15 protein-coding genes and 3 pseudogenes are annotated in these 18,101 nt (G+C 62.7%); 1 reads left to right on the top strand and 17 read right to left on the bottom strand.

Translation table 11 applies throughout. The annotated features are described in order from the left end of the window. Window positions 1-117: 117 nt before the first annotated feature. The 17 genes and pseudogenes from ACZ1HK_RS09300 to ACZ1HK_RS09220 form a co-directional block, all read right to left on the bottom strand. On the bottom strand, window positions 118-333 hold the full coding sequence (locus tag ACZ1HK_RS09300) for a hypothetical protein (protein WP_472628484.1): 216 nt from the start codon (window positions 331-333) through the stop codon (window positions 118-120). A 158-nt stretch (window positions 334-491) separates the two neighbouring features. Further along, the gene (locus ACZ1HK_RS09295) at window positions 492-1,577 is read right to left on the bottom strand and encodes a BMP family ABC transporter substrate-binding protein (RefSeq protein WP_472628483.1); all 1,086 of its coding nucleotides are present in this window, start codon (window positions 1,575-1,577) and stop codon (window positions 492-494) included. 115 nt (window positions 1,578-1,692) lie between these two features. Next, window positions 1,693-2,322 carry an ion transporter gene (locus tag ACZ1HK_RS09290; RefSeq protein WP_472628482.1) on the bottom strand — a complete coding sequence of 210 codons (630 nt, stop codon included), beginning with the start codon at window positions 2,320-2,322 and terminating at the stop codon, window positions 1,693-1,695. A gap of 4 nt (window positions 2,323-2,326) precedes the next feature. Then, on the bottom strand, window positions 2,327-3,250 hold the full coding sequence (locus tag ACZ1HK_RS09285) for an ABC transporter permease (RefSeq protein WP_472628481.1): 924 nt from the start codon (window positions 3,248-3,250) through the stop codon (window positions 2,327-2,329). Beyond that, complete coding sequence (locus ACZ1HK_RS09280) at window positions 3,247-3,579, bottom strand: hypothetical protein (RefSeq protein ID WP_472628480.1); 333 nt, start codon at window positions 3,577-3,579, stop codon at window positions 3,247-3,249. Before ACZ1HK_RS09280 ends, ACZ1HK_RS09285 begins: the two co-directional genes overlap by 4 nt. After that, on the bottom strand, window positions 3,576-3,851 hold the full coding sequence (locus ACZ1HK_RS09275; protein ID WP_472628479.1) for a hypothetical protein: 276 nt from the start codon (window positions 3,849-3,851) through the stop codon (window positions 3,576-3,578). Before ACZ1HK_RS09275 ends, ACZ1HK_RS09280 begins: the two co-directional genes overlap by 4 nt. Further along, window positions 3,848-4,933 (bottom strand): ABC transporter permease, encoded by a 1,086-nt coding sequence (locus ACZ1HK_RS09270; protein WP_472628478.1) that lies wholly within the window; start codon window positions 4,931-4,933, stop codon window positions 3,848-3,850. The genes ACZ1HK_RS09275 and ACZ1HK_RS09270 overlap by 4 nt, the downstream gene beginning before the upstream one ends. Beyond that, window positions 4,930-6,447, bottom strand: a complete 1,518-nt coding sequence (locus ACZ1HK_RS09265; protein WP_472628477.1) for an ABC transporter ATP-binding protein — start codon at window positions 6,445-6,447, stop codon at window positions 4,930-4,932. Before ACZ1HK_RS09265 ends, ACZ1HK_RS09270 begins: the two co-directional genes overlap by 4 nt. Beyond that, window positions 6,444-7,210, bottom strand: a pseudogene (gene xdhC / locus ACZ1HK_RS09260) (xanthine dehydrogenase accessory protein XdhC). Before xdhC ends, ACZ1HK_RS09265 begins: the two are co-directional and overlap by 4 nt. Before the next feature lie 2 nt (window positions 7,211-7,212). Then, a pseudogene (locus ACZ1HK_RS09255) lies at window positions 7,213-9,653 on the bottom strand (xanthine dehydrogenase molybdopterin binding subunit). Beyond that, window positions 9,650-11,058, bottom strand: a pseudogene (gene xdhA, locus ACZ1HK_RS09250) (xanthine dehydrogenase small subunit). The pseudogenes ACZ1HK_RS09255 and xdhA overlap by 4 nt, the downstream one beginning before the upstream one ends. 128 nt (window positions 11,059-11,186) lie before the next feature. Further along, window positions 11,187-12,128, bottom strand: coding sequence for a glycoside hydrolase family 5 protein (locus ACZ1HK_RS09245; protein ID WP_472628476.1), 942 nt, complete (start codon window positions 12,126-12,128; stop codon window positions 11,187-11,189). 40 nt (window positions 12,129-12,168) lie between these two features. Then, the gene (locus tag ACZ1HK_RS09240; protein ID WP_472628475.1) at window positions 12,169-12,642 is read right to left on the bottom strand and encodes an SRPBCC domain-containing protein; all 474 of its coding nucleotides are present in this window, start codon (window positions 12,640-12,642) and stop codon (window positions 12,169-12,171) included. Then, entirely contained in the window at window positions 12,642-13,103 is a 462-nt protein-coding gene (locus ACZ1HK_RS09235) for an SRPBCC domain-containing protein (RefSeq protein ID WP_472628474.1), read from the bottom strand. Before ACZ1HK_RS09235 ends, ACZ1HK_RS09240 begins: the two co-directional genes overlap by 1 nt. Beyond that, the gene (locus tag ACZ1HK_RS09230; RefSeq protein WP_472628473.1) at window positions 13,100-13,438 is read right to left on the bottom strand and encodes an ArsR/SmtB family transcription factor; all 339 of its coding nucleotides are present in this window, start codon (window positions 13,436-13,438) and stop codon (window positions 13,100-13,102) included. The genes ACZ1HK_RS09235 and ACZ1HK_RS09230 overlap by 4 nt, the downstream gene beginning before the upstream one ends. A gap of 59 nt (window positions 13,439-13,497) precedes the next feature. After that, window positions 13,498-13,653 carry a hypothetical protein gene (locus ACZ1HK_RS09225; RefSeq protein WP_472628472.1) on the bottom strand — a complete coding sequence of 52 codons (156 nt, stop codon included), beginning with the start codon at window positions 13,651-13,653 and terminating at the stop codon, window positions 13,498-13,500. Window positions 13,654-13,863: 210 nt separating this feature from the next. Then, window positions 13,864-14,427: a J domain-containing protein gene (locus ACZ1HK_RS09220; protein ID WP_472628471.1), complete on the bottom strand. Its 564-nt coding sequence runs from the start codon at window positions 14,425-14,427 to the stop codon at window positions 13,864-13,866. Window positions 14,428-14,567: 140 nt separating this feature from the next. Here ACZ1HK_RS09220 and dnaE point away from each other — a divergent pair, with 140 nt between their 5' ends. After that, entirely contained in the window at window positions 14,568-18,083 is a 3,516-nt protein-coding gene (dnaE, locus tag ACZ1HK_RS09215; RefSeq protein WP_472628470.1) for a DNA polymerase III subunit alpha, read from the top strand. The last annotated feature ends 18 nt before the right edge of the window (window positions 18,084-18,101 follow it).

Genomic DNA, 18,101 nt, shown 5'->3' with positions numbered 1-18,101 from the left:
CGCGCGCCCCTGACGGGGCCGCGCGCGCGGTCGTATTGTTTTCAGCGACATGGTGGGGGTGGCAATGGCGTCTTGCATTTTCATGGAACAAAGATGCGCGGAACGGGCGCAGGACGGTCATCCTCCGCCCCTATCCCAAAGGGCTTCGCGGGCAGAGGATGCGCCATCTTCGTTCACGGCCATCGCCATGCCTGGCTGTTCCGCCTCTGCAGCATTGTCCACCATGGTTAAAGGAGCGTGAAAACCGTCCATCTTTGTTCCATGAAAATGCAAAAAACCTGCATTAGCTGCCATGGACAGCGGTTGCAGTTTAGGTGGGTGACGAAGGATCAATTGTGTGCATCGGCAAGCGATTGGGTCTGGCGGGCGCGCGGGCCGCAAGGCCCGCGCGCCCGCCCCCGGCGACGGCGAAGCCGGCGCAACCCCTCATGTACTGCAAAGAAAAACGGCCCACGATGTGCGGGCCGTTTGAGATGCGTGATCGGGGGTGATCAGTTCGGGATCTCGCCCGTGATGCCTTCGACATAGAAGTCCATCCCCGCCAGCGTGCCGTCATCCGCCACTTCGCCTTCGGCCAGCCACGCTGTGCCGTCCTGGCGATTGATCGGGCCGGTGAACGGGTGATATTCGCCCGCGGTGATCGCATCGATCATGCCCTGGGCCGAGGCGCGGACCTCTTCCGGGATCGCGTCCGTCATCTCACCGATCACAACCATGCCCTCGGGCATGCCTTCCCATGTGTCGGACTGCTCCCATGTGCCTTCCATCGCCTCACCGACGCGGCGCACATAGTAAGGTGCCCAATCGTCGATAATCGACGCGATGCGCGGTCGTGGGGCGAACTGGAACATGTCGGAGGCCTGGCCAAAGGATAGGATCCCAGCCTCTTCCGCAACGGCTTGTGGGGCTGTGGAATCGGTGTGCTGCATGATCACGTCAGCGCCTGCATCGATAAGCGCCTGTGCCGCGTCGCCTTCAACCGCCGGGTCGAACCAAGTGTAGACCCAAACCACGCGGAATTCGACATCGGGGTTCACTTCACGCGCGTGCAAGTAGGCCGAGTTAATGCCGCGGATCACTTCGGGGATCGGATAGGAGGCGATGTAGCCCACAATGTTACTTTCGGTCATGTGGCCCGCGATGTGCCCGATTACGGCACGGCCTTCATAAAATCGCGCAGAGTATGTGGACACGTTGGGATGTTCGCGCAGGTAGCCCGTCGCGTGTTCGAACACCACATCGGGGAACTGGCCCGCGACCGCGTTTGTGGCCTCGCCGTACCCGAAGGAGGTGGTGAAGATCATGTCCGCGCCGTTCAGGATCATCTGTGTCATCACACGCTCAGCGTCCGGGCCTTCTGGGACATTTTCGATAAAGCTGGTCTCGACACTGTCGCCGAAGGCTTCTTCGATGGCTAGGCGGCCCTGGTCATGCTCATAGGTCCAGCCATAGTCACCGGGGGTGCCGATATAGACGAAGCCGACGTTGAACGGGTCGTGTCCGTCGGCTGTGGCGGTGCCTGTCAGGGCCGCGGTCGCAAGTGCGGCGCTGGCGAGCAATCGGGTTGTCAGTTTCATGGATTATCCTCTCCGTTGGATTTGGTCTCATTTGGTTTGGTGCTGTCGTCAGGCCGCGCCTCGGTCAGGGCGGCTGTGACAAGGCCTGCGGGCACGGCAACAATGCCGATGCCGATCAGCAGGACAAGCCCGGTGAAGATGCGCCCCCCGTGGTGATGGGGTAGACATCCCCATATCCCACGGTTGTCAGGGTCGCGATGGCCCACCACAGGCTTTCCGGGATTGAGGAGAAGCCGTCTGGCTGCGCCTCATGTTCGAAATGGTAGATGCCGACGGCCGCGAGATAGAGCGCAACCACGGCGATGAAGAAGAAGATGGCGAATTCCGCCTTGGCCCGTTCGATCGCGGCTGAGATGCGTTCAAGGGCGGCATTGGCTTTGAACAGCTTGAGCAGGCGCAGGATGCGCAGAAGGCGGATCGCGCGGATCGTGGTGAAATCCGGCAGCAGGAACAGGATCGCAGGCACAATCGCGAGAAAGTCGATGATGCCCCAAAAGCTGAACGCATAGCGCAAGGGTTTTTCGGAACAGGTCAGCCGCAGGCCGTATTCCACGATGAAGACGCCGAGGATGACGATTTCGGCGATCACAAGCGATGTGTTCATGGCCGGGCTGAGGTCCGGCAGGGTTTCCAGCGCAATCACCACGGCAGAGGCGCAGATCAGCCCGTAGATGAACAGGGCCACGCCGCGCCCGACGCGGGGATGCTCGCCGTCCAGGATGGCTATGATATCGCTGCGCGCCATCCGGTCAGCCGCTCGCGTGGAAGGTTTTGCCCAGGGCTGCCGGGGCGTTCAAGGCGGCCCGCGCCCGATCGGACGACATGACGACCAGCACGAGAATGGTCACGAGATACGGCGAGGCATCAAGCAGGGCCACGGGCACGCCGACCTCTGCCGCTTGCAGGCGGAGTTGCAGAGCGGCGATGCCGCCGAAAAGCCAGGCGCCGAAGAGGACGCGGCCGGGCTTCCACGCGGCAAACACCACCAACGCCAGGGCGATCCAGCCGGCGCCTGCGGTCATGCCCTGTACCCAGTTTTCGACATAGACAACGGACAGGAACGCGCCGCCCAGGCCCGCCATGGCGCCGCCGAACAGGATGGCGAGGATACGGATGCGCACGACCTTGTAGCCCAAGGCATGGGCTGCATCATGGCTTTCACCGACGGCCCGCAGGATCAGGCCGATACGGGTATGTTTGAACACGAACCAGATGGCAAAGACCGACGCAATGGCGATGTAGGTCACAAGATCATGGCTGAACAGGATCGGGCCGATGACGGGCAGTTCGGCCAGTGCGGCTGGCAGTGGCTTGGCCACCTCGGGGATCGGCTGCCCCTCATACCCCACGCCCAGAAGGGCTGCGAGGCCAAGGCCGAAGAGGGTGAGGGCAAGCCCCGTCGCCACCTGATTGGACATCAGGAACTGCGTCAGGACGGCGAAGATGAACGACAGGGCCGCGGCCCCTGCCATCCCGGCGAGGAAGGCCAGTGTGGGCGAGCCCGTTTGATTGGCGACGATGAAACCGCAAACGGCGCCCATGATCATCATGCCTTCAACGCCGAGGTTCAGGACGCCGGATTTCTCGACGACCAGCTCACCCAGAGCGGCGAGAAGCACGGGGGTGGAGATGGTGATCAGCGCCACGATCAGGGTGATGGGATCGATGATCATGTGACCACGCGTCCGACAAAGACCCAGATCAGCATGAGCGCCGCGCCGGTCGCGGCCCCGATCGACACGGCATGGTGGCGAAGCCAGGCTATGGGCGGTGGCGGAGGGTCATTCCGGCGTCGCCATTTCAGGAAGGCATCAAAGCCGAAGATCACCGCCATTTGGAGAATAAGGAAAGGCAAGCCGACCATGAGGATAACCAGTGTTCCCATCCCCAGGACGGTGATGATCGCGATGGTCATCGCGCCATAAAACATGCCGAACGCGAGGCCAAAAGCGGTCCAGGGCAGATCGCGGGGTTCAAAGGGGCGAAACTGGGCGTCCGTCATAGGCCTGGCTCCGGCGTTGTCAGAACTAGAAACGCCACGTTGGCGCACAGCCCAAGGACCGGGGCGGTCAGCAGCCAACCCGCGCGCCCGGAGCGGCGGATCGCGAAATGATCGATGGCAAAAGCTGCAGCGAGGATCACGACGAGAATTGGTACGGCAACGGCAGCCCCGCCAGTGACGATCATGAAGGCAAAGAGGGGTCCGATCAGCAGGAAATGCGCGGCAACGGCCGCGACGATGAACAGCAGGGCATCGCGAAGGATAGGGGTCATGCCACACCCTCCCGTCCGAACCGGACGCGGTAGTTCGACAAGACGTCCAGCGCCAGAAGGAAGAACAGCAGCATCCCCTGAAACGCCTGAATGGCGGGGGCGGGGACTTGCAGGATCAGTTGCGCCAGCTCGCCGCCAATATAGGTCAGCGCCATCAAGAGACCCGCGAAGAGGATGCCGATGGGGTGCAGGCGGCCGAGGAAGGCCACAATGATCGCCGTAAAGCCGTAGCCCACGTTGAAGTCGATGGTGATCTGGCCAGCGGGGCCCGAGACCTCGAACAGGCCCGCCGCGCCCGCCAGCGCGCCAGAGATGCCGAGGCACAGGATTACCAGCCGCCCCGGATTGACGCCCGAGAACCGCGCGGCGCGCGGGGCCTGTCCGGCCAGCTTGATCTGGTAGCCGAACATGTGCCGCTGAAACAGGACATAGGCGGCAATCACGGCAATGAACGCGGCAAGGACGCCCCAATGGATGCCGGTGCCTGCAAAAAGCTCAGGATTGTCCGTGCCGGGATGGCGGCTGAGGTTGCGGGATCCCGGGAAGCCTTGGCCTTCGGGGTTGCGCAACCAGCCCGTCGCGGCGGAGGCCAGCATCGCCTCGGCCGCATAGACCAGCAGGAGCGAGACGAGGATTTCGTTGGTGTTGGCGAAGACCTTCAAAAGCGCCGGGATCATCGCCCAAAGCCATCCGCCAAGCAGCCCCGCAAGGACCATTCCGGGAAAGAGCAGTGGGGATTCAGAGGGGTAGAAGGCGAGGCCAAAGGCGGCACCCGCCAAGGTGCCGACGATATATTGCCCCTCGGCCCCGATGTTCCAGATACCCGCGCGGAAGCCGAGCGACAGACCGATGGCAATCAGGATCAGGGGCCCCGCTTTCACCAATAATTGTGGGCGCGAGAAGCCGGCGAAACGTTCGTGAAAGAGTGGATCCCAGAAGATCACGCGGATGGTTTCAAACGGGTCCTGGCCCAGGGCTGCAAACATCGCGCCGCCTGCGATCATCGTCAGGATCACGGCGAGGATCGGCGTGCCAAGCGACCAAGCACGCGAGGGGGTAGGGCGTTTTTCGAGGCGGATCATATCGCGGCCTCCTGCATCCCGTGGGCGCCACCGAGCATGAGGCCGATTTCCTCCATGCTGAGGCCACGGGCGGGGAGTGGATCGCTGAGGCGACCTTCGTTCAGCGCGCAGAACCGGTCCGAGATTTCTAGAAGTTCGTCGAGGTCCTGAGAGATGACAATCACCGCCGCGCCGTTCTGGGCAAGGTCCAACAGCGCCTGCCGGATATCAGCAGCCGCAGAAGCATCGACGCCCCATGTGGGCTGATTGATGACGAGCACCACGGGATCCTGCAGGATCTCGCGCCCGACGACGTATTTTTGCAGATTGCCCCCCGATAGCGCGCGGGCGGCCACATGGTTGCCGGGGGTGCGCACATCGAAACGCCCAATGATCTCATCCGCGAAGGCGCGGGCGCGGCCCCAGCTGATAAAACCGTTCTTTGCCAGACCTTTGCGAGTCGCGCCGGTGAGAACCGCGTTCTCGGTCAGGGTCATGTCCGGGGCGGCTGCGTGGCCAAGACGCTCTTCTGGAGCAGACAGAATGCCGATGCCGCGCCGAGCCTCGGGTGGCAGCGTGGCAAGGTCTGCGCCGTTGAATTCGACCGCGCCGCGCGGCGTCGCGCGTTCGCCCGAGAGGACGGCGAGGAGTTCATCCTGGCCATTGCCCGCGACCCCGCCAATGCCCAGGATTTCGCCTGCGCGAACCTCAAAACTGATGTCGCGGAGCGGTGTGCCAAAGGCGGAGGCAGCGGGCAGGGAGAGGTCGGTGGCCTTCAGCAGAACCTCGCCGGGGTCCGACGCATCGCGGCCCGGTTGGGCCAGCGATTTGCCCACCATCATCTCGGCCATCTGCGCGGCAGAGGTTTGTTTTGGGTCGCAGGCACCCACGACCTTACCAAGACGCAGAATCGTGGCAGCATCACAGAGCGCGCGGATTTCTTCGAGTTTGTGGGAGATATAGAGGATCGCGGTGCCTTCAGCACTGAGCTTGCGGAGGGTGTGGAAGAGGATTTCCACCTCTTGCGGTGTCAGGACCGAGGTCGGCTCATCCATGATAAGCAGTTTGGGGTCCTGAAGCAGGCAACGGATTATCTCCACTCGCTGGCGTTCACCTGCTGAGAGGTCGCCCACGAGGCTTTCGGGATCGAGCGGCAGGCCATAAGCTTGGCTGACGTCCCGAATGCGGGCGCTGAGGTCGCGCGGTTTGGGCGGGTTTTCCATGCCGAGGGCGATGTTTTCGGCAACGGAGAGGGCTTCGAACAGGCTGAAATGCTGGAAGACCATGGCCACACCTTGTGCGCGGGCCGCACGTGGCTCAGCCGGGGTGTAGGGTGCGTCGTTCAGTGCCATGGTGCCGCTGTCGGGCTTCACCAGCCCGTAGATCATCTTCACCAGGGTTGATTTGCCGGCCCCATTCTCACCCAGCAACGCGTGGACTTCGCCCGGTTGAATCGCAAAAGATACGTCGTCATTCGCGATGACGCCGGGATAGGCCTTGGTCAGCCCCCGGAGATCGAGAAGTGGCGCGGTCATGTCCCCCCAGACGTTGGCGCAGCATGTGCCGATTCTTGTGGCATTTGCCCATCAAGTAGCCGTGCGGCCACCCCAATCGCAATGGCTTGGGGGTGTTTGCCAAGGTTTGGGTCCCCAATTGGGCACTGAATGCGCGATATTTGTGCATCGGAATGGCCCATCTGGGCGAGCCGTTTGCGAAAGCGCGCCCATTTGGTGGCCGAGCCGATCAGACCACAGCTTGTAAAGCCGTGTCGCAAGAGGGCGTCGCAGAGGGCCAGGTCGATGTCATGGGAATAGGTGACGATGTAATGGCGCGCATCTTTGCGCGCATGGGCCACCGCGCGCGGCATGTCAGCGGCGACAAGGGGCGTGACCCGTGGCGGAAGCGGTGCTGGCAGACGCTCAGATGCATCGTCGATCAGGGTGATTTGGTGCGCCTCGAACGGGGCAAGCGTTGCGGCAATGGCGCGGCCCACATGACCGCCCCCCAGATCCAGATGGGCGGGTCGGAAGGCTCAATGCCTTGCGCGCCAGCGATGAAATCAAGGGTGACTGCCCCGCCGCAGCATTGGCCCAGATCGGGGCCAAGGGGGAAGCTGCGCTGCATCTGTTGCGTTCCATCGGCCAGCATCTGGCGGGCGAGGCGGATCGCCTCCCACTCCAGCGCGCCGCCGCCTATGGTGCCGTCGATATAGTTTGCGCCCACATGCAAGGTTGCGCCGACCTCTCGGGGAACCGAGCCGCGGGTGTTGCAGACGGTGACTGTGATCTCGTCCGCCATGCCTAAGCCCTGGCGCGCCCGACCGCGGCGAGGATGGCTTCGGGCGTTGCTGGGGCTTGCAGGTCTGGGAAGTTCGGACCAACCGCCGCGCAGGCATGGCCGAGCGCGGAAAAGACGGAGATGCCGAGCATGAACGGCGGCTCCCCCACGGCCTTGGAGCGGTAGATTGTATCTTCGCGGTTGGCGCCGTCGTAGAGCGCGACGTTGAAGATTTCTGGAGCGTCGGAGGCGCAGGGGATCTTGTAGGTGGACGGCGCGTGGGTTTTGAGTGTGCCGTGCGCGTCCCAGACCAGTTCCTCCATCGTCAGCCAACCCGCGCCTTGCACAAAACCGCCTTCCACTTGCCCGATGTCGAGCGCGGGGTTCAGAGAAGTGCCCGCATCGTGAAGGATGTCGGTGCGCAGGATGCGGTTCTCGCCCGTGAGCGTGTCGATCACGACCTCGGAACAGGCCGCGCCATAGGCGAAATAGAAAAACGGGCGGCCCTGGCCTTTGATGCGGTCCCATTCGATCTTGGGGGTCTTGTAGAAGCCCGTCGCGCTGAGGCTGACACGGGCCATGTAGGCTTTGGTGACGGCGTCCTTGAACGGCATGGCGGCGGATCCCGCGCGCACTTCGCCCCCGGCGAAGATCATTTGGTCGGGCTCGGCCTGCAATTCGGGGGCGACGACTTCGGCGATCCGATCCCGGATGGTGTCGCAGGCGGCCTTCACGGCCATGCCGTTGAGGTCGGTGCCCGACGATGCCGCCGTGGCCGAGGTGTTGGGCACCTTGCCCGTATCGGTTGCGGTGATTTTCACGTGACCGACATCGACCCCGAACCGGTCAGCGGCCACTTGGGCCACCTTCTGGAACAGGCCCTGGCCCATCTCCGTCCCGCCGTGGTTCATGTGAATGGAGCCATCCTGGTAGACATGCACCAAAGCGCCCGCCTGGTTGAGGTGGGTGAGCGTGAAGGAGATGCCGAACTTCACAGGCGTGAGCGCAATGCCGCGTTTCAGGATCAAGTTTTCCGCGTTCCACTTATCCACAGCCTGCTTGCGATTTTCGAACGAACAGCCTTCGGATAACTGGTGCTGAAGGTCGTGCAGGATAAAATCCTCAACTTTCATCCCATAAGGCGTCGTGTTTGGATTTTCGCCGCCTGCGACGGGAGAATGCGCGCCGCCGAAGCGTTTTGCGCCCCCACTGCCGCCTGAGACTCGCACTGATCCACGCCCCGCAAGGTCGGCCGCGTCCAGGCGCCCGCCCTTCTTTGTTCCTTGAAAAGGCCCGCCGGAGGCATCCGCATTTTCAGCCTGCGCCGCGCGGTAGAAGTTCAAGCGCCGTATCTCTGCCGGATCCATCCCGATCTCGTGCGCTGCATGGTCCATGACGCGCTCGATCCCGACCATGCCCTGCGGGCCGCCGAAGCCCTGAACGCCGTGGCGCTCTGGGTGTTGGTCTTGAGCCGGTGGGAGGTGATCCGCGCCGCCGGTAGAAGATAGGCGTTGTCGGCATGGAGCATCGCACGGTCGGCCACGGGCAGGGACAAATCCATGGCCCAGCCGCAGCGGATCAGATGGGTGAAATCGACACCCGTGATCCGCCCATCGGCATCGAAGCCCGCGCGATATATCGCGCGCGCGTCGTGGCGTTTGCCGGTGACGACAAAATCATCGTCGCGGTCGTAGCGCATCTTGCAGGGTCGGCCTGTGCGCGCGGCCATGATCGCGCAAGCAATCGCAAGATGGTTGCCCTGGCTTTCCTTGCCGCCGAACCCGCCGCCCATGCGGCGGACCTCGACACGGACCGCGTGCATCGGAACGCCAAGCGCGTCGGCGACCTTGTGCTGGATTTCGGTCGGGTGCTGGGATGAGGAATGGATTACCATATCCCCACCTTCTTGCGGCAGGGCGAGGGCCGACTGGCCTTCGAGGTAGAAATGCTCCTGCCCGCCGATCTCGATTTGACCTTCGATGACATGGGCGGCCCGTGACAGCGCCGCCTCAACATCACCCTTGGCGTAGATGCGCGGGCCGTCTTCGAACCGGCTGTCCGCCGCGAGGGCGTCATCCAGCGTCAGGATCGGCGTTTCCGCTGAATATTCCACCTCCGCCAACGCTGCTGCGCGTCGGGCTTTCAGATGGCTGTCTGCAGCCACGATGAACAGGGGCTGGCCCGCATAGTGAATGGCACCGTCGGAAAGCAGCGGCTCGTCATGGTTTGAGGGTGAGCAATCGGGGATCGCGCCGAGGTCTGCTCCCGCAACAACGGCGATGACGCCTTTGGCGGAGGAGGAGTTGGTCAGGTCCATCGACGTGATCTGCCCCTTGGCGACCCGGCTCAGCCCAAAGGCCAGATGCAGGCAATCGGGTGGGGTGGGGATGTCATCGACATATCGCGCCGCGCCGGTGACGTGCAGATGTGCGGCGTCGTGGGGGAGGGGCTTGTGCACACTCATGGTCGCACCTCCAGAACATTGCTGGCTTGGCCGGACATCTCCGCCACGTAGCGCAGCAACATGTTCTGCGCGGCCTGAAGGCGATAATCGGCCGAGGCGCGCATGTCTGAAAGCGGCGCGAAGTCCTGCGCGAAGGCGGGAAGGGCGGTATGCGCGGTTGCATCGTTCAAGGGCTGGTCGATCAGGGCCGCTTCTACGGTGCTGGCGCGTTTCGGGATGCCAGCCATGCCACCGAAGGCGATCTTCGCATCAGAGATGGTGTCGTTCTCGACGGTCAGGTTAAACGCGCCGCAGACGGCGGAAATGTCTTGATCGAAGCGTTTCGAGAGTTTGTAGACGCGCAAGGTATCCGGTTGGACGGGGAACGACACGGCTTCGACGAATTCGCTGGGTGCGCGGTCCTGTTTGCCATAGTCGAGGAAGAAATCCTGCAAGGGCAGGTCGCGGCGCGCGTCTCCTTTGCGCAGGTGCAACGTCGCGCCCAGTGCGATCAGCGCGGGCGGGCTGTCGCCGATGGGCGAGCCGTTGGCGATATTGCCGCCGATGGTGGCCGCGTTGCGCACCTGAACCGAGCCATAGCGGCGCAGCATCTCGGCGAAACTCGGGTGACGGTCCGCCAGCAATGCGCGGACGTCTTCCATGTTCGTCATTGCGCGGATGCGGACCGTTGTCTCATCCACATCGATCCCGCGCAGGTCGGCGCATTGGTTGAGAAAGGCCACCGGTCCGAGGTCGCGATGCTGTTTCGTAACCCAAAGTCCCACATCCGTGGCCCCGGCGATCAGCGTGGCGTCGGGGTTTTCCATATACCAGGCGGCGAGCTCGTCGGCAGAGGTCGGCGCAGCGGGGGCTGCCTGCCCCCCGGACCCCCCGGAGGTATTTCGGAAACAAGGAAGGGGGCGGCGGCGAGAGCTGCTGCGTCCGTGCGCATATGCGCGGGGATGGGCGCGGTGGCAGCGGCCTGGGCCGCGCGCAGGATCGGGGCGTAGCCGGTGCAGCGGCAGAGGTTGCCGGCGATCTGATCGGCATGGTCGGTCGCGCCATTGAGGTGCGCTGTTGCCATGGTGGTGATGAAGCCCGGGGTGCAGAAGCCGCATTGGGAGCCGTGATGTTCAACCATGGCTTGCTGCACCGGGTGGAGCGTGCCGTCGGGAGCAGCGATGCCTTCAACGGTGCGCACGGCGTGGCCTTGCAGCTGTGGCAGAAACAGGATGCAGGCGTTCAGGCTGCGGGCTGCGCCGTCGGGGTCGGTGACCATGACCGTGCAGGCCCCGCAATCGCCTTCATTGCAGCCTTCTTTCGTGCCAGTCAGACGTGCCTGTTCGCGCAGCCAATCGAGCAGGGTGGTTGTCGGCTCCGCCTCAACCTCCTGCGGTTCTCCGTTGAGAAGAAACCGGATCGTCATGGATGTCATGCCCGCCGCGTTACTTGTTGGCGCTGGGGTGGCCACCCGCCCCTCGATGCGGCGTAGAGGGGCGGCCCCGGTTTGGGCCTGTGGGACAGGAAAACGCGGATGCCGCACAATTTCAAGCCTTAGGGCACCAATGCATCGAGCATTCCGGGCTCCCACGTATTGCTGGATGGGGTGAAGGCGGAAAAGCCCGTGACCTCGCCCTGGCTGAAGCCCCAGTAGCACCAGGGCAGGCCCTGATCCTCGGCCGCGCGACGGACGGAGGCAATCCAGTTCAGGCGTTGGTCAGCGTCCGTGGCGCCATAGACGCCGAATTCGCCAAGTAAAACCGGCCCTGCGGCGTCGCCCGCGCGGGCCATGTCGGCGGCCAGTTGCGCGCGGTCTTCGACGCTGCCCCAGATGGCGGGCGGGGGCGGGTTGCTGAGATAGGCGGCCTGTTGGTGGGTGAATTCCCAAGGGCGGTAGTAATGGAAGGTGCGCACTTCGCGGTGGCCCGGGTCAGGCAGGCGCAGCATTTCGTCGAGATCGTTCCAGTTGCCGCCGCCGGTGATAATCCAGCGGTCGGGGTGGGTTTCGCGGATCATGGCGATGATCTGTTGGAACAGCGGGATGGCGCGGTCTGTGGTGAAGGCGCCTTCGGGTTCGTTGAAGAGCTCGAACATCAGGCTGTCCGGCGCGCCTGCGTAATGCGCGGCCAGCGCGCGCCAGATTTTGACAAGGTCGCGCGCGTGGCTGGCAGGATCGAACAGCATCTCGCGGAAATGGTGCAGGTCGAGGATGACATTCAGGCCCTCGGCCTGTGCCCAGCCGATGACTTGGTCGGTCCGAGCGAGGATCTGTGGCGAAAGCCGTTCCGCATCCCAATGGGCCGAAAAGCGGACGGGCAGGCGGATTGTGTCGAACCCGGCCTCTGCAATCCGGGCAATATGGTCTTCTTCGATGACATAGCCCCAATCGCCTTCAACCGGGGCCTCCATCGCTGCACCGAGGTTGATACAGCGTTCGACCGGGAACGCGGCGGCTGGGGTGGATAGAAGGGCCGTCAGGCAAAGGGCAAATCGCATGGCACATTGGTGCCATGGACATGGGTTTTGTGGAAGCCTTTCAAAGCGTTCGGGCGAGATCTGCCAATTGTTGCGCGGCGGCGCCCCAGCCATCGTGAAAGCCCATGGCCTCATGTGCGGCGCGGTCCGCGTCGGAGGCATGTAGGACTGTTGCGGTATAGGTGCATCCCGCAGCCGTTTCAGCCAGCCTAGTGTCCGCGGTGAAGGCAAAGGCCCCCTCACCCGGTGCGGGGTTCGGTTTGAACCCGGGGCCGAGCGCGGAGGTCCAGACGATCCGCCTTTCCGGGTCCGCAACCAAGACGCATCCCCAACCGCCATCCATTTCGCCCATGTCGGGCACTTGCATGACCGTGCGGAATCCACCGCCGGGTGTCGGGTCGATTTCTGCGTCAGTCACCGTGACGGGTGCGGGCGCGAACCATTGCTTCAGAAGCTCCGGCTCCGTCAGGCAGCGCCAGACCTGAGCGGGCGAGGCGCCGGTTTCAACGCTGAGCGTGAGAGTTGTATCTGCCATCAAGCACCCTCCGCCTGGGTATCTGCGAGCTTTACAAGGTTCACGAGCCCACCTTCCCAGCCCGCCTTAAATTCTGCAATCATCTCCGGCCCGACGAAAGAGGAGACGGCGACCGTGGCCGTCACGGTTGAGCCTGTTCCGGCCGGAGCTATTCGGTATGTGACGAGGCTCGCACCAAGTGTCATGCCGCCCGCCTCGATCTGCTCGGTGAAGACGGCAGTTGCGTGGGCGTCGAGATGCAGCCAGCGTGTTTCGACCTCGAATTCTGGGTTGTCGGCGGGGCCGCACCGGTGCCGCTCAACGCCACCGACGCGCATGTCAGCGGTGATCGTCTCAAGTACATGATCCCCAGGCGCGCCCCAGGCTTCCCGCATCGTTGTGTCCGTCATCAAATGCCACATCCGGTCCGCCGGCAGAGGCATGGACCGTGTGAAATGGAAGGTGTCGGTGTCGGTTGTCATTTGGCGTTCCTTTCGTCTTTGGCAATTTGTTCGGCCAAGCGGCCGAGGCGATCCATCCGTCCAGCCCAGAGATTGCGCTGTTGGTCCAGCCAGGTTTCAGCTGCGGCCAAGGCCTCTGGATGAAGGGTGCAGACCCGTACCCGACCCTCTTTCCGGCTTTGGACGAGGCCCGCGCGCTCCAACATGTCGATGTGTTTGAGGAAACTCGGCAGAGCCATGTCATGGGGTGCAGCGAGGGTTTTTACCGGGGCCTCGCCCCGACCAAGGCGCGCAACGATTGCGCGGCGGGTGGGGTCTGACAGCGCAGAAAAGATGTGATCAAGATTGTTAGCCATATGGCTAACTAACATGGCGTAATTCAAAAAGATAGCCAATCAGCTAACTTTCTGTTGTCTCAGGTATTCGAGGGTTTGGCCTGCGTGGCGCTCAGCACAGTTTCATAGCCATCGGTGCTTGCGCCCACAGGCTGAAGTTCCACCAGGCCGATGATAAGAACAAGCGACAGTCCGGTGCCAAGGGCAACAACGGAATTGATTACAAAACGGTCCATCAGATCGGTTTTCCCGACAATTCTTTTACAGTCGTCCGAGCGCAGTCCCCGGCGTCCGGTAGATCGTAGCTACAGGCAGTGGCAGGCGGTTGTATACAGCTCATCCGGGGGAAAGAGGTGCGACCGCTCCCCGGTATGACCGAAATGACACGATTTTCTTACTGGAGCGTTGAGGGAGCGAGCCCGTCGGATATTGGATTAAGGGCGGCGTCAGATCCCAGCCGATGTCCGCGACCCGATTGAGCGAAGCCGGTCAAGCAGGGACACGGGGCCAGCTGCCTCGGAGCCACTGCGCAGAGCTGCGGCGAAGGCGGCCTGGCGTTGGCGACGCGCTTCGTCGGATGCGCGCCTTTGCGCTTCTGCCATGTCGAGGGAATGGCTGCGCCTGTGGGCGGCCTTTTCAGCGGCGGCCCGGGCGCGACGCTCGGCCTCCAGCTCCGCATGGGCCCGCGATTCCATTGCTTTGCGGAAGGCGCGAGCCTCCGCTTCGCGGCGGGCACGCTGTTCTTCGGGGGTCAGGGTGTCTGTCCGGGACGGGCCGGATGCGGCCTGTTGCGCGGCCGGGCGACGCGGTGATGGTGCCGGGTGGCGGTCGATCAGGTCCTTGGCGGCATTGATCTCGGCGAGGCGTTGTGTCGCGGCCGACGTATCACCCGCGACATGGTCGGGGTGGTTTTGACGGATCAATGTCCGATAGGCAGATCGGACATCGGACGCAGACGCGCTGGCAGGCACGCCAAGCGTCGCAAACGCTTGTTCCAGTTCAATTTTCATCGGGCGCACTTTGCAGACAGTGACTAAAATAAGGCATAAATGCGTCTGGGTGTCGGCGGCAAGATACTGGTTTGGAAACAATCGTGGAAACAGCACAGATTGGGGTTTCTGCCTCCCGAGCCGCAAGATAGGCTGTCTGTATGTCTGCCCCACGATTCATCCATCTTCGCGTTCACACGGAATATTCGCTTCTTGAAGGCGCTATGCGCGTCAAGAAATTGCCCGGCATGGTGGCCGATGCAGGCATGCCTGCTGTTGCCGTGACGGACACAAACAACATGTTCTGCGCGCTCGAATTCTCGGAAATGGCGAAAAAGGCAGGCGTGCAGCCGATTGTGGGCTGTCAGATCGATGTGGAATACGAGGTCGCCGCGCCGGGCGAGCGGCCGCGTGCACCTGCGCCGGTGGTCCTGTTGGCGCAGGATCGGCAAGGGTACGAGAACTTAATGAAGTTGAACTCCGCGCTCTATCTGCGTGGGGACGGATCCGTGCCGCATGTAACCATGCCTGAGTTGGAGGCGCATTCGGACGGCGTTATCTGCCTGAGCGGCGGGCCCGATGGGCCTGTTGGGATGCATCTACAGGGCGGGCAGCGGCCCAAGGCAGAGGCCCTGTTGAAGACGCTTTCTGCGATTTACCCGGACAGGCTTTATGTTGAGTTGCAGCGGCACCCTGATGACGGCACACGGACGACAGAGCGGGGCCATGTTGAGCTTGCGTACGCGCTGGACCTGCCACTTGTCGCGACGAACGACGTCTATTTCCCTAAGTCAGACATGTATGAAGCGCACGACGCCATGCTGTGCGTGGCCCAGGGCGCCTATGTCGACCAGTCTGAGCCGCGCCGCCGCCTGACGCCGCAGCATTATTTCAAGACACCTGAGGAAATGGCGGCATTGTTTGCCGATCTGCCTGAAGCGTTGGAAAACACCATTGAGATCGCGCAACGCTGCGCATTTCGGGCAGAGACGCACGATCCGATCCTGCCGAAATTCGCCGATGATGAGGTGGCGGAGCTACGGCGGATGGCCAATGAGGGCTTGCAAGCGCGTCTTGCTGTGATCCCCCAGGCGGTGTCGGTCGAGGAATACCAGAAACGGCTCGATTTTGAGCTGGGGATTATCGAAGGAATGGGCTTTCCGGGCTATTTCCTGATCGTGGCCGACTTCATCCAATGGTCGAAGGACAACGACATTCCGGTGGGGCCGGGCCGTGGCTCGGGTGCGGGGTCACTTGTGGCCTATGCGCTGACGATCACTGACCTTGATCCGTTGCGCTATAGCCTGCTGTTCGAGCGCTTCCTGAACCCCGAGCGCGTGTCGATGCCCGACTTCGACATCGACTTCTGCATGGACCGCCGGGAAGAAGTGATCCGCTACGTGCAGGAGAAGTATGGCCGCGACCGGGTGGGACAGATCATCACCTTCGGTGCGTTGTTGTCCAAGGCCGCCGTGCGTGACGTGGGCCGTGTTTTGCAGATGCCATTCGGGCAGGTGGACCGTCTGTCGAAGATGATCCCTGTTGAAGGCGTAAAGCCCGTAGGCATCGCGCAGGCCATCAAGGATGAGCCACGATTCCTGGAAGAAATGCGCGAGACGGAGCAGGACAAGCGCGACGGTAAGGTGAACCCGACACGGCGCCTGATGGATTATGCGGAGAAGGTGGAGGGACTGCTGCGCAATGCGTCCACCCACGCCGCTGGTGTCGTGATCGGCGACCGCCCGCTGGATGAGCTGGTGCCGCTTTACCGCGATCCGCGCTCCGACATGCCGGCCACACAGTTCAACATGAAATGGGTTGAGCCGGCGGGGCTGGTGAAGTTCGACTTCCTTGGCCTGAAGACCCTGACCGTTGTGCAGAACGCCATCGACCTGATCCATGCCTCAGGGCGGCAATTGCACGAGGGGCCGGACGGAACACAGCTTTACGCCCCCGAACCCGGAACGGAAAACCAGGCCAACGCGATCCCCTTGGACGATGCGAAAACCTACGAGCTTTATGCCTCGGCCAAGACGGTCGCCGTGTTCCAGGTGGAAAGCTCGGGCATGATGGACGCGCTCAGGCGCATGAAGCCAGACTGTATCGAGGACATCATCGCGCTGGTGGCCCTCTACCGGCCCGGCCCGATGGAGAATATCCCCAAGTTCTGCGAGGTGAAGAACGGGATTTCCGAGCGCGAACTTCTGCATCCGACGATTGACCATATCCTTGACGAGACGCAGGGCATCATCGTTTACCAGGAACAGGTGATGCAGATCGCGCAGGAAATGGCGGGCTACAGCCTTGGCGGCGCCGACCTTCTGCGCCGCGCGATGGGTAAGAAGATCCAGGAAGCGATGGACGCCGAGCGTCCGAAGTTCCTGAAAGGGGCCGCCGAGAATGGCGTGGATGAGCAGAAGGCGCTGGAGGTTTGGAACCTTCTCGACAAGTTCGCCAACTACGGTTTCAACAAATCCCACGCTGCCGCTTATGCGGTCGTCAGCTACCAGACGGCCTGGCTGAAGGCGAACCATCCGGTTGAATTCATGGCTGCCGTGATGAATTGCGATATCCACCTGACCGACAAGCTGGGGGTGTATAAGCAGGAGGTTGACCGGCTTGGCATTGAAACGCTGCCGCCTTGCGTGAACCGGTCTGCCGCGACCTTCACGGTGAAAGAGGGCAAGATCCTCTACGCACTTGGCGCGCTGAAGAATGTCGGCGTTGAGGCGATGAAGATGATCGTCGAGGGCCGTCAGACAGAACAGGGAGAGAAACCCTATGCGACGCTGTTCGACCTCGCCCGCCGCGTGGACCTCAAGCGTGTCGGCAAACGCTCGCTTGAAATGCTGGCCCGCGCGGGCGCGTTCGATGAACTCGACCGCAACCGCCGCCGGGTGATCGACAGCCTCGATGCGCTGACCGCCTATTCCGGGGCGGTGCACGATCAGGCGGCGTCCGATCAAGTGTCCCTATTCGGCGATGCGGGCGATGATCTGCCCGAACCGCGCCTGCCCAACCCGCCCGATTGGCTGCCGAATGAGCGACTCGCAGCGGAGCATCAGGCGGTTGGCTTCTATTTCTCGGGCCATCCGTTGGACGATTACCTTCCCGCCCTGAAACGGCGCGGGGTGATGACGCTTGCAGAGGTTGAGCAGCGCGTGCAGCAGGGGCCGTTTGTGGCGAAGATGGCCGGGGCAGTTTCGGTGAAACAGGAACGCAAAAGCCAGCGCGGCAATCGCTTTGCCTTTGTCTCGCTGTCCGACCCCACTGGCCTTTATGAGATCACTGTCTTCTCCGAGGCGTTGGAGGCCAGCCGCGAATTCATTGAGACCGGCAGCAATGTGCAGGTGCAGGCCGAAGCGACGCTGGAGGCGGATCAGCTCAAACTGCTGGCCCGTGCGATCACGCCCGTCGATAACGCAATTGCGGGTGAGGCCAATGGCCTGCGCGTGTTTATCGACGACCCCACCGGCATCATTTCGGTCGAAAGCCTGCTGGAACGCACCGCCGCCGATGCGGCCAAGGCCGCGAAAGGCCCGATCCACCTGTGCCTGATGGCCCCGGATCTGCCGGGCGAAGTCGAGGTGATCCTGGGCGACAACTTCCCGGTCTCTCCCCAGATCAAAGGCGCGCTGCGCAGCCTGGACGGGGTTATGGACGTGGAAGAAGTTTAGGGAAAAAAGCCCCGTGCA

Source organism: Gymnodinialimonas sp. JB5-7 (genome assembly GCF_055693405.1).
Note: the sequence above shows the minus strand (reverse complement) of the source record. Positions and strands in the feature narration are given on the sequence as shown.

What these genes read in the sequence shown, in the direction of transcription:
- ACZ1HK_RS09295 (WP_472628483.1), bottom strand. Translation starts at nt 1,577, where the DNA reads ATGAAACTGACAACCCGATTGCTCGCCAGCGCCGCACTTGCGACCGCG.
- ACZ1HK_RS09290 (WP_472628482.1), bottom strand. Translation starts at nt 2,322, where the DNA reads ATGGCGCGCAGCGATATCATAGCCATCCTGGACGGCGAGCATCCCCGC.
- ACZ1HK_RS09285 (WP_472628481.1), bottom strand. Translation starts at nt 3,250, where the DNA reads ATGATCATCGATCCCATCACCCTGATCGTGGCGCTGATCACCATCTCC.
- ACZ1HK_RS09280 (WP_472628480.1), bottom strand. Translation starts at nt 3,579, where the DNA reads ATGACGGACGCCCAGTTTCGCCCCTTTGAACCCCGCGATCTGCCCTGG.
- ACZ1HK_RS09275 (WP_472628479.1), bottom strand. Translation starts at nt 3,851, where the DNA reads ATGACCCCTATCCTTCGCGATGCCCTGCTGTTCATCGTCGCGGCCGTT.
- ACZ1HK_RS09270 (WP_472628478.1), bottom strand. Translation starts at nt 4,933, where the DNA reads ATGATCCGCCTCGAAAAACGCCCTACCCCCTCGCGTGCTTGGTCGCTT.
- ACZ1HK_RS09265 (WP_472628477.1), bottom strand. Translation starts at nt 6,447, where the DNA reads ATGACCGCGCCACTTCTCGATCTCCGGGGGCTGACCAAGGCCTATCCC.
- ACZ1HK_RS09245 (WP_472628476.1), bottom strand. Translation starts at nt 12,128, where the DNA reads ATGCGATTTGCCCTTTGCCTGACGGCCCTTCTATCCACCCCAGCCGCC.
- ACZ1HK_RS09240 (WP_472628475.1), bottom strand. Translation starts at nt 12,642, where the DNA reads ATGGCAGATACAACTCTCACGCTCAGCGTTGAAACCGGCGCCTCGCCC.
- ACZ1HK_RS09235 (WP_472628474.1), bottom strand. Translation starts at nt 13,103, where the DNA reads ATGACAACCGACACCGACACCTTCCATTTCACACGGTCCATGCCTCTG.
- ACZ1HK_RS09230 (WP_472628473.1), bottom strand. Translation starts at nt 13,438, where the DNA reads ATGGCTAACAATCTTGATCACATCTTTTCTGCGCTGTCAGACCCCACC.
- ACZ1HK_RS09225 (WP_472628472.1), bottom strand. Translation starts at nt 13,653, where the DNA reads ATGGACCGTTTTGTAATCAATTCCGTTGTTGCCCTTGGCACCGGACTG.
- ACZ1HK_RS09220 (WP_472628471.1), bottom strand. Translation starts at nt 14,427, where the DNA reads ATGAAAATTGAACTGGAACAAGCGTTTGCGACGCTTGGCGTGCCTGCC.
- dnaE (WP_472628470.1), top strand. Translation starts at nt 14,568, where the DNA reads ATGTCTGCCCCACGATTCATCCATCTTCGCGTTCACACGGAATATTCG.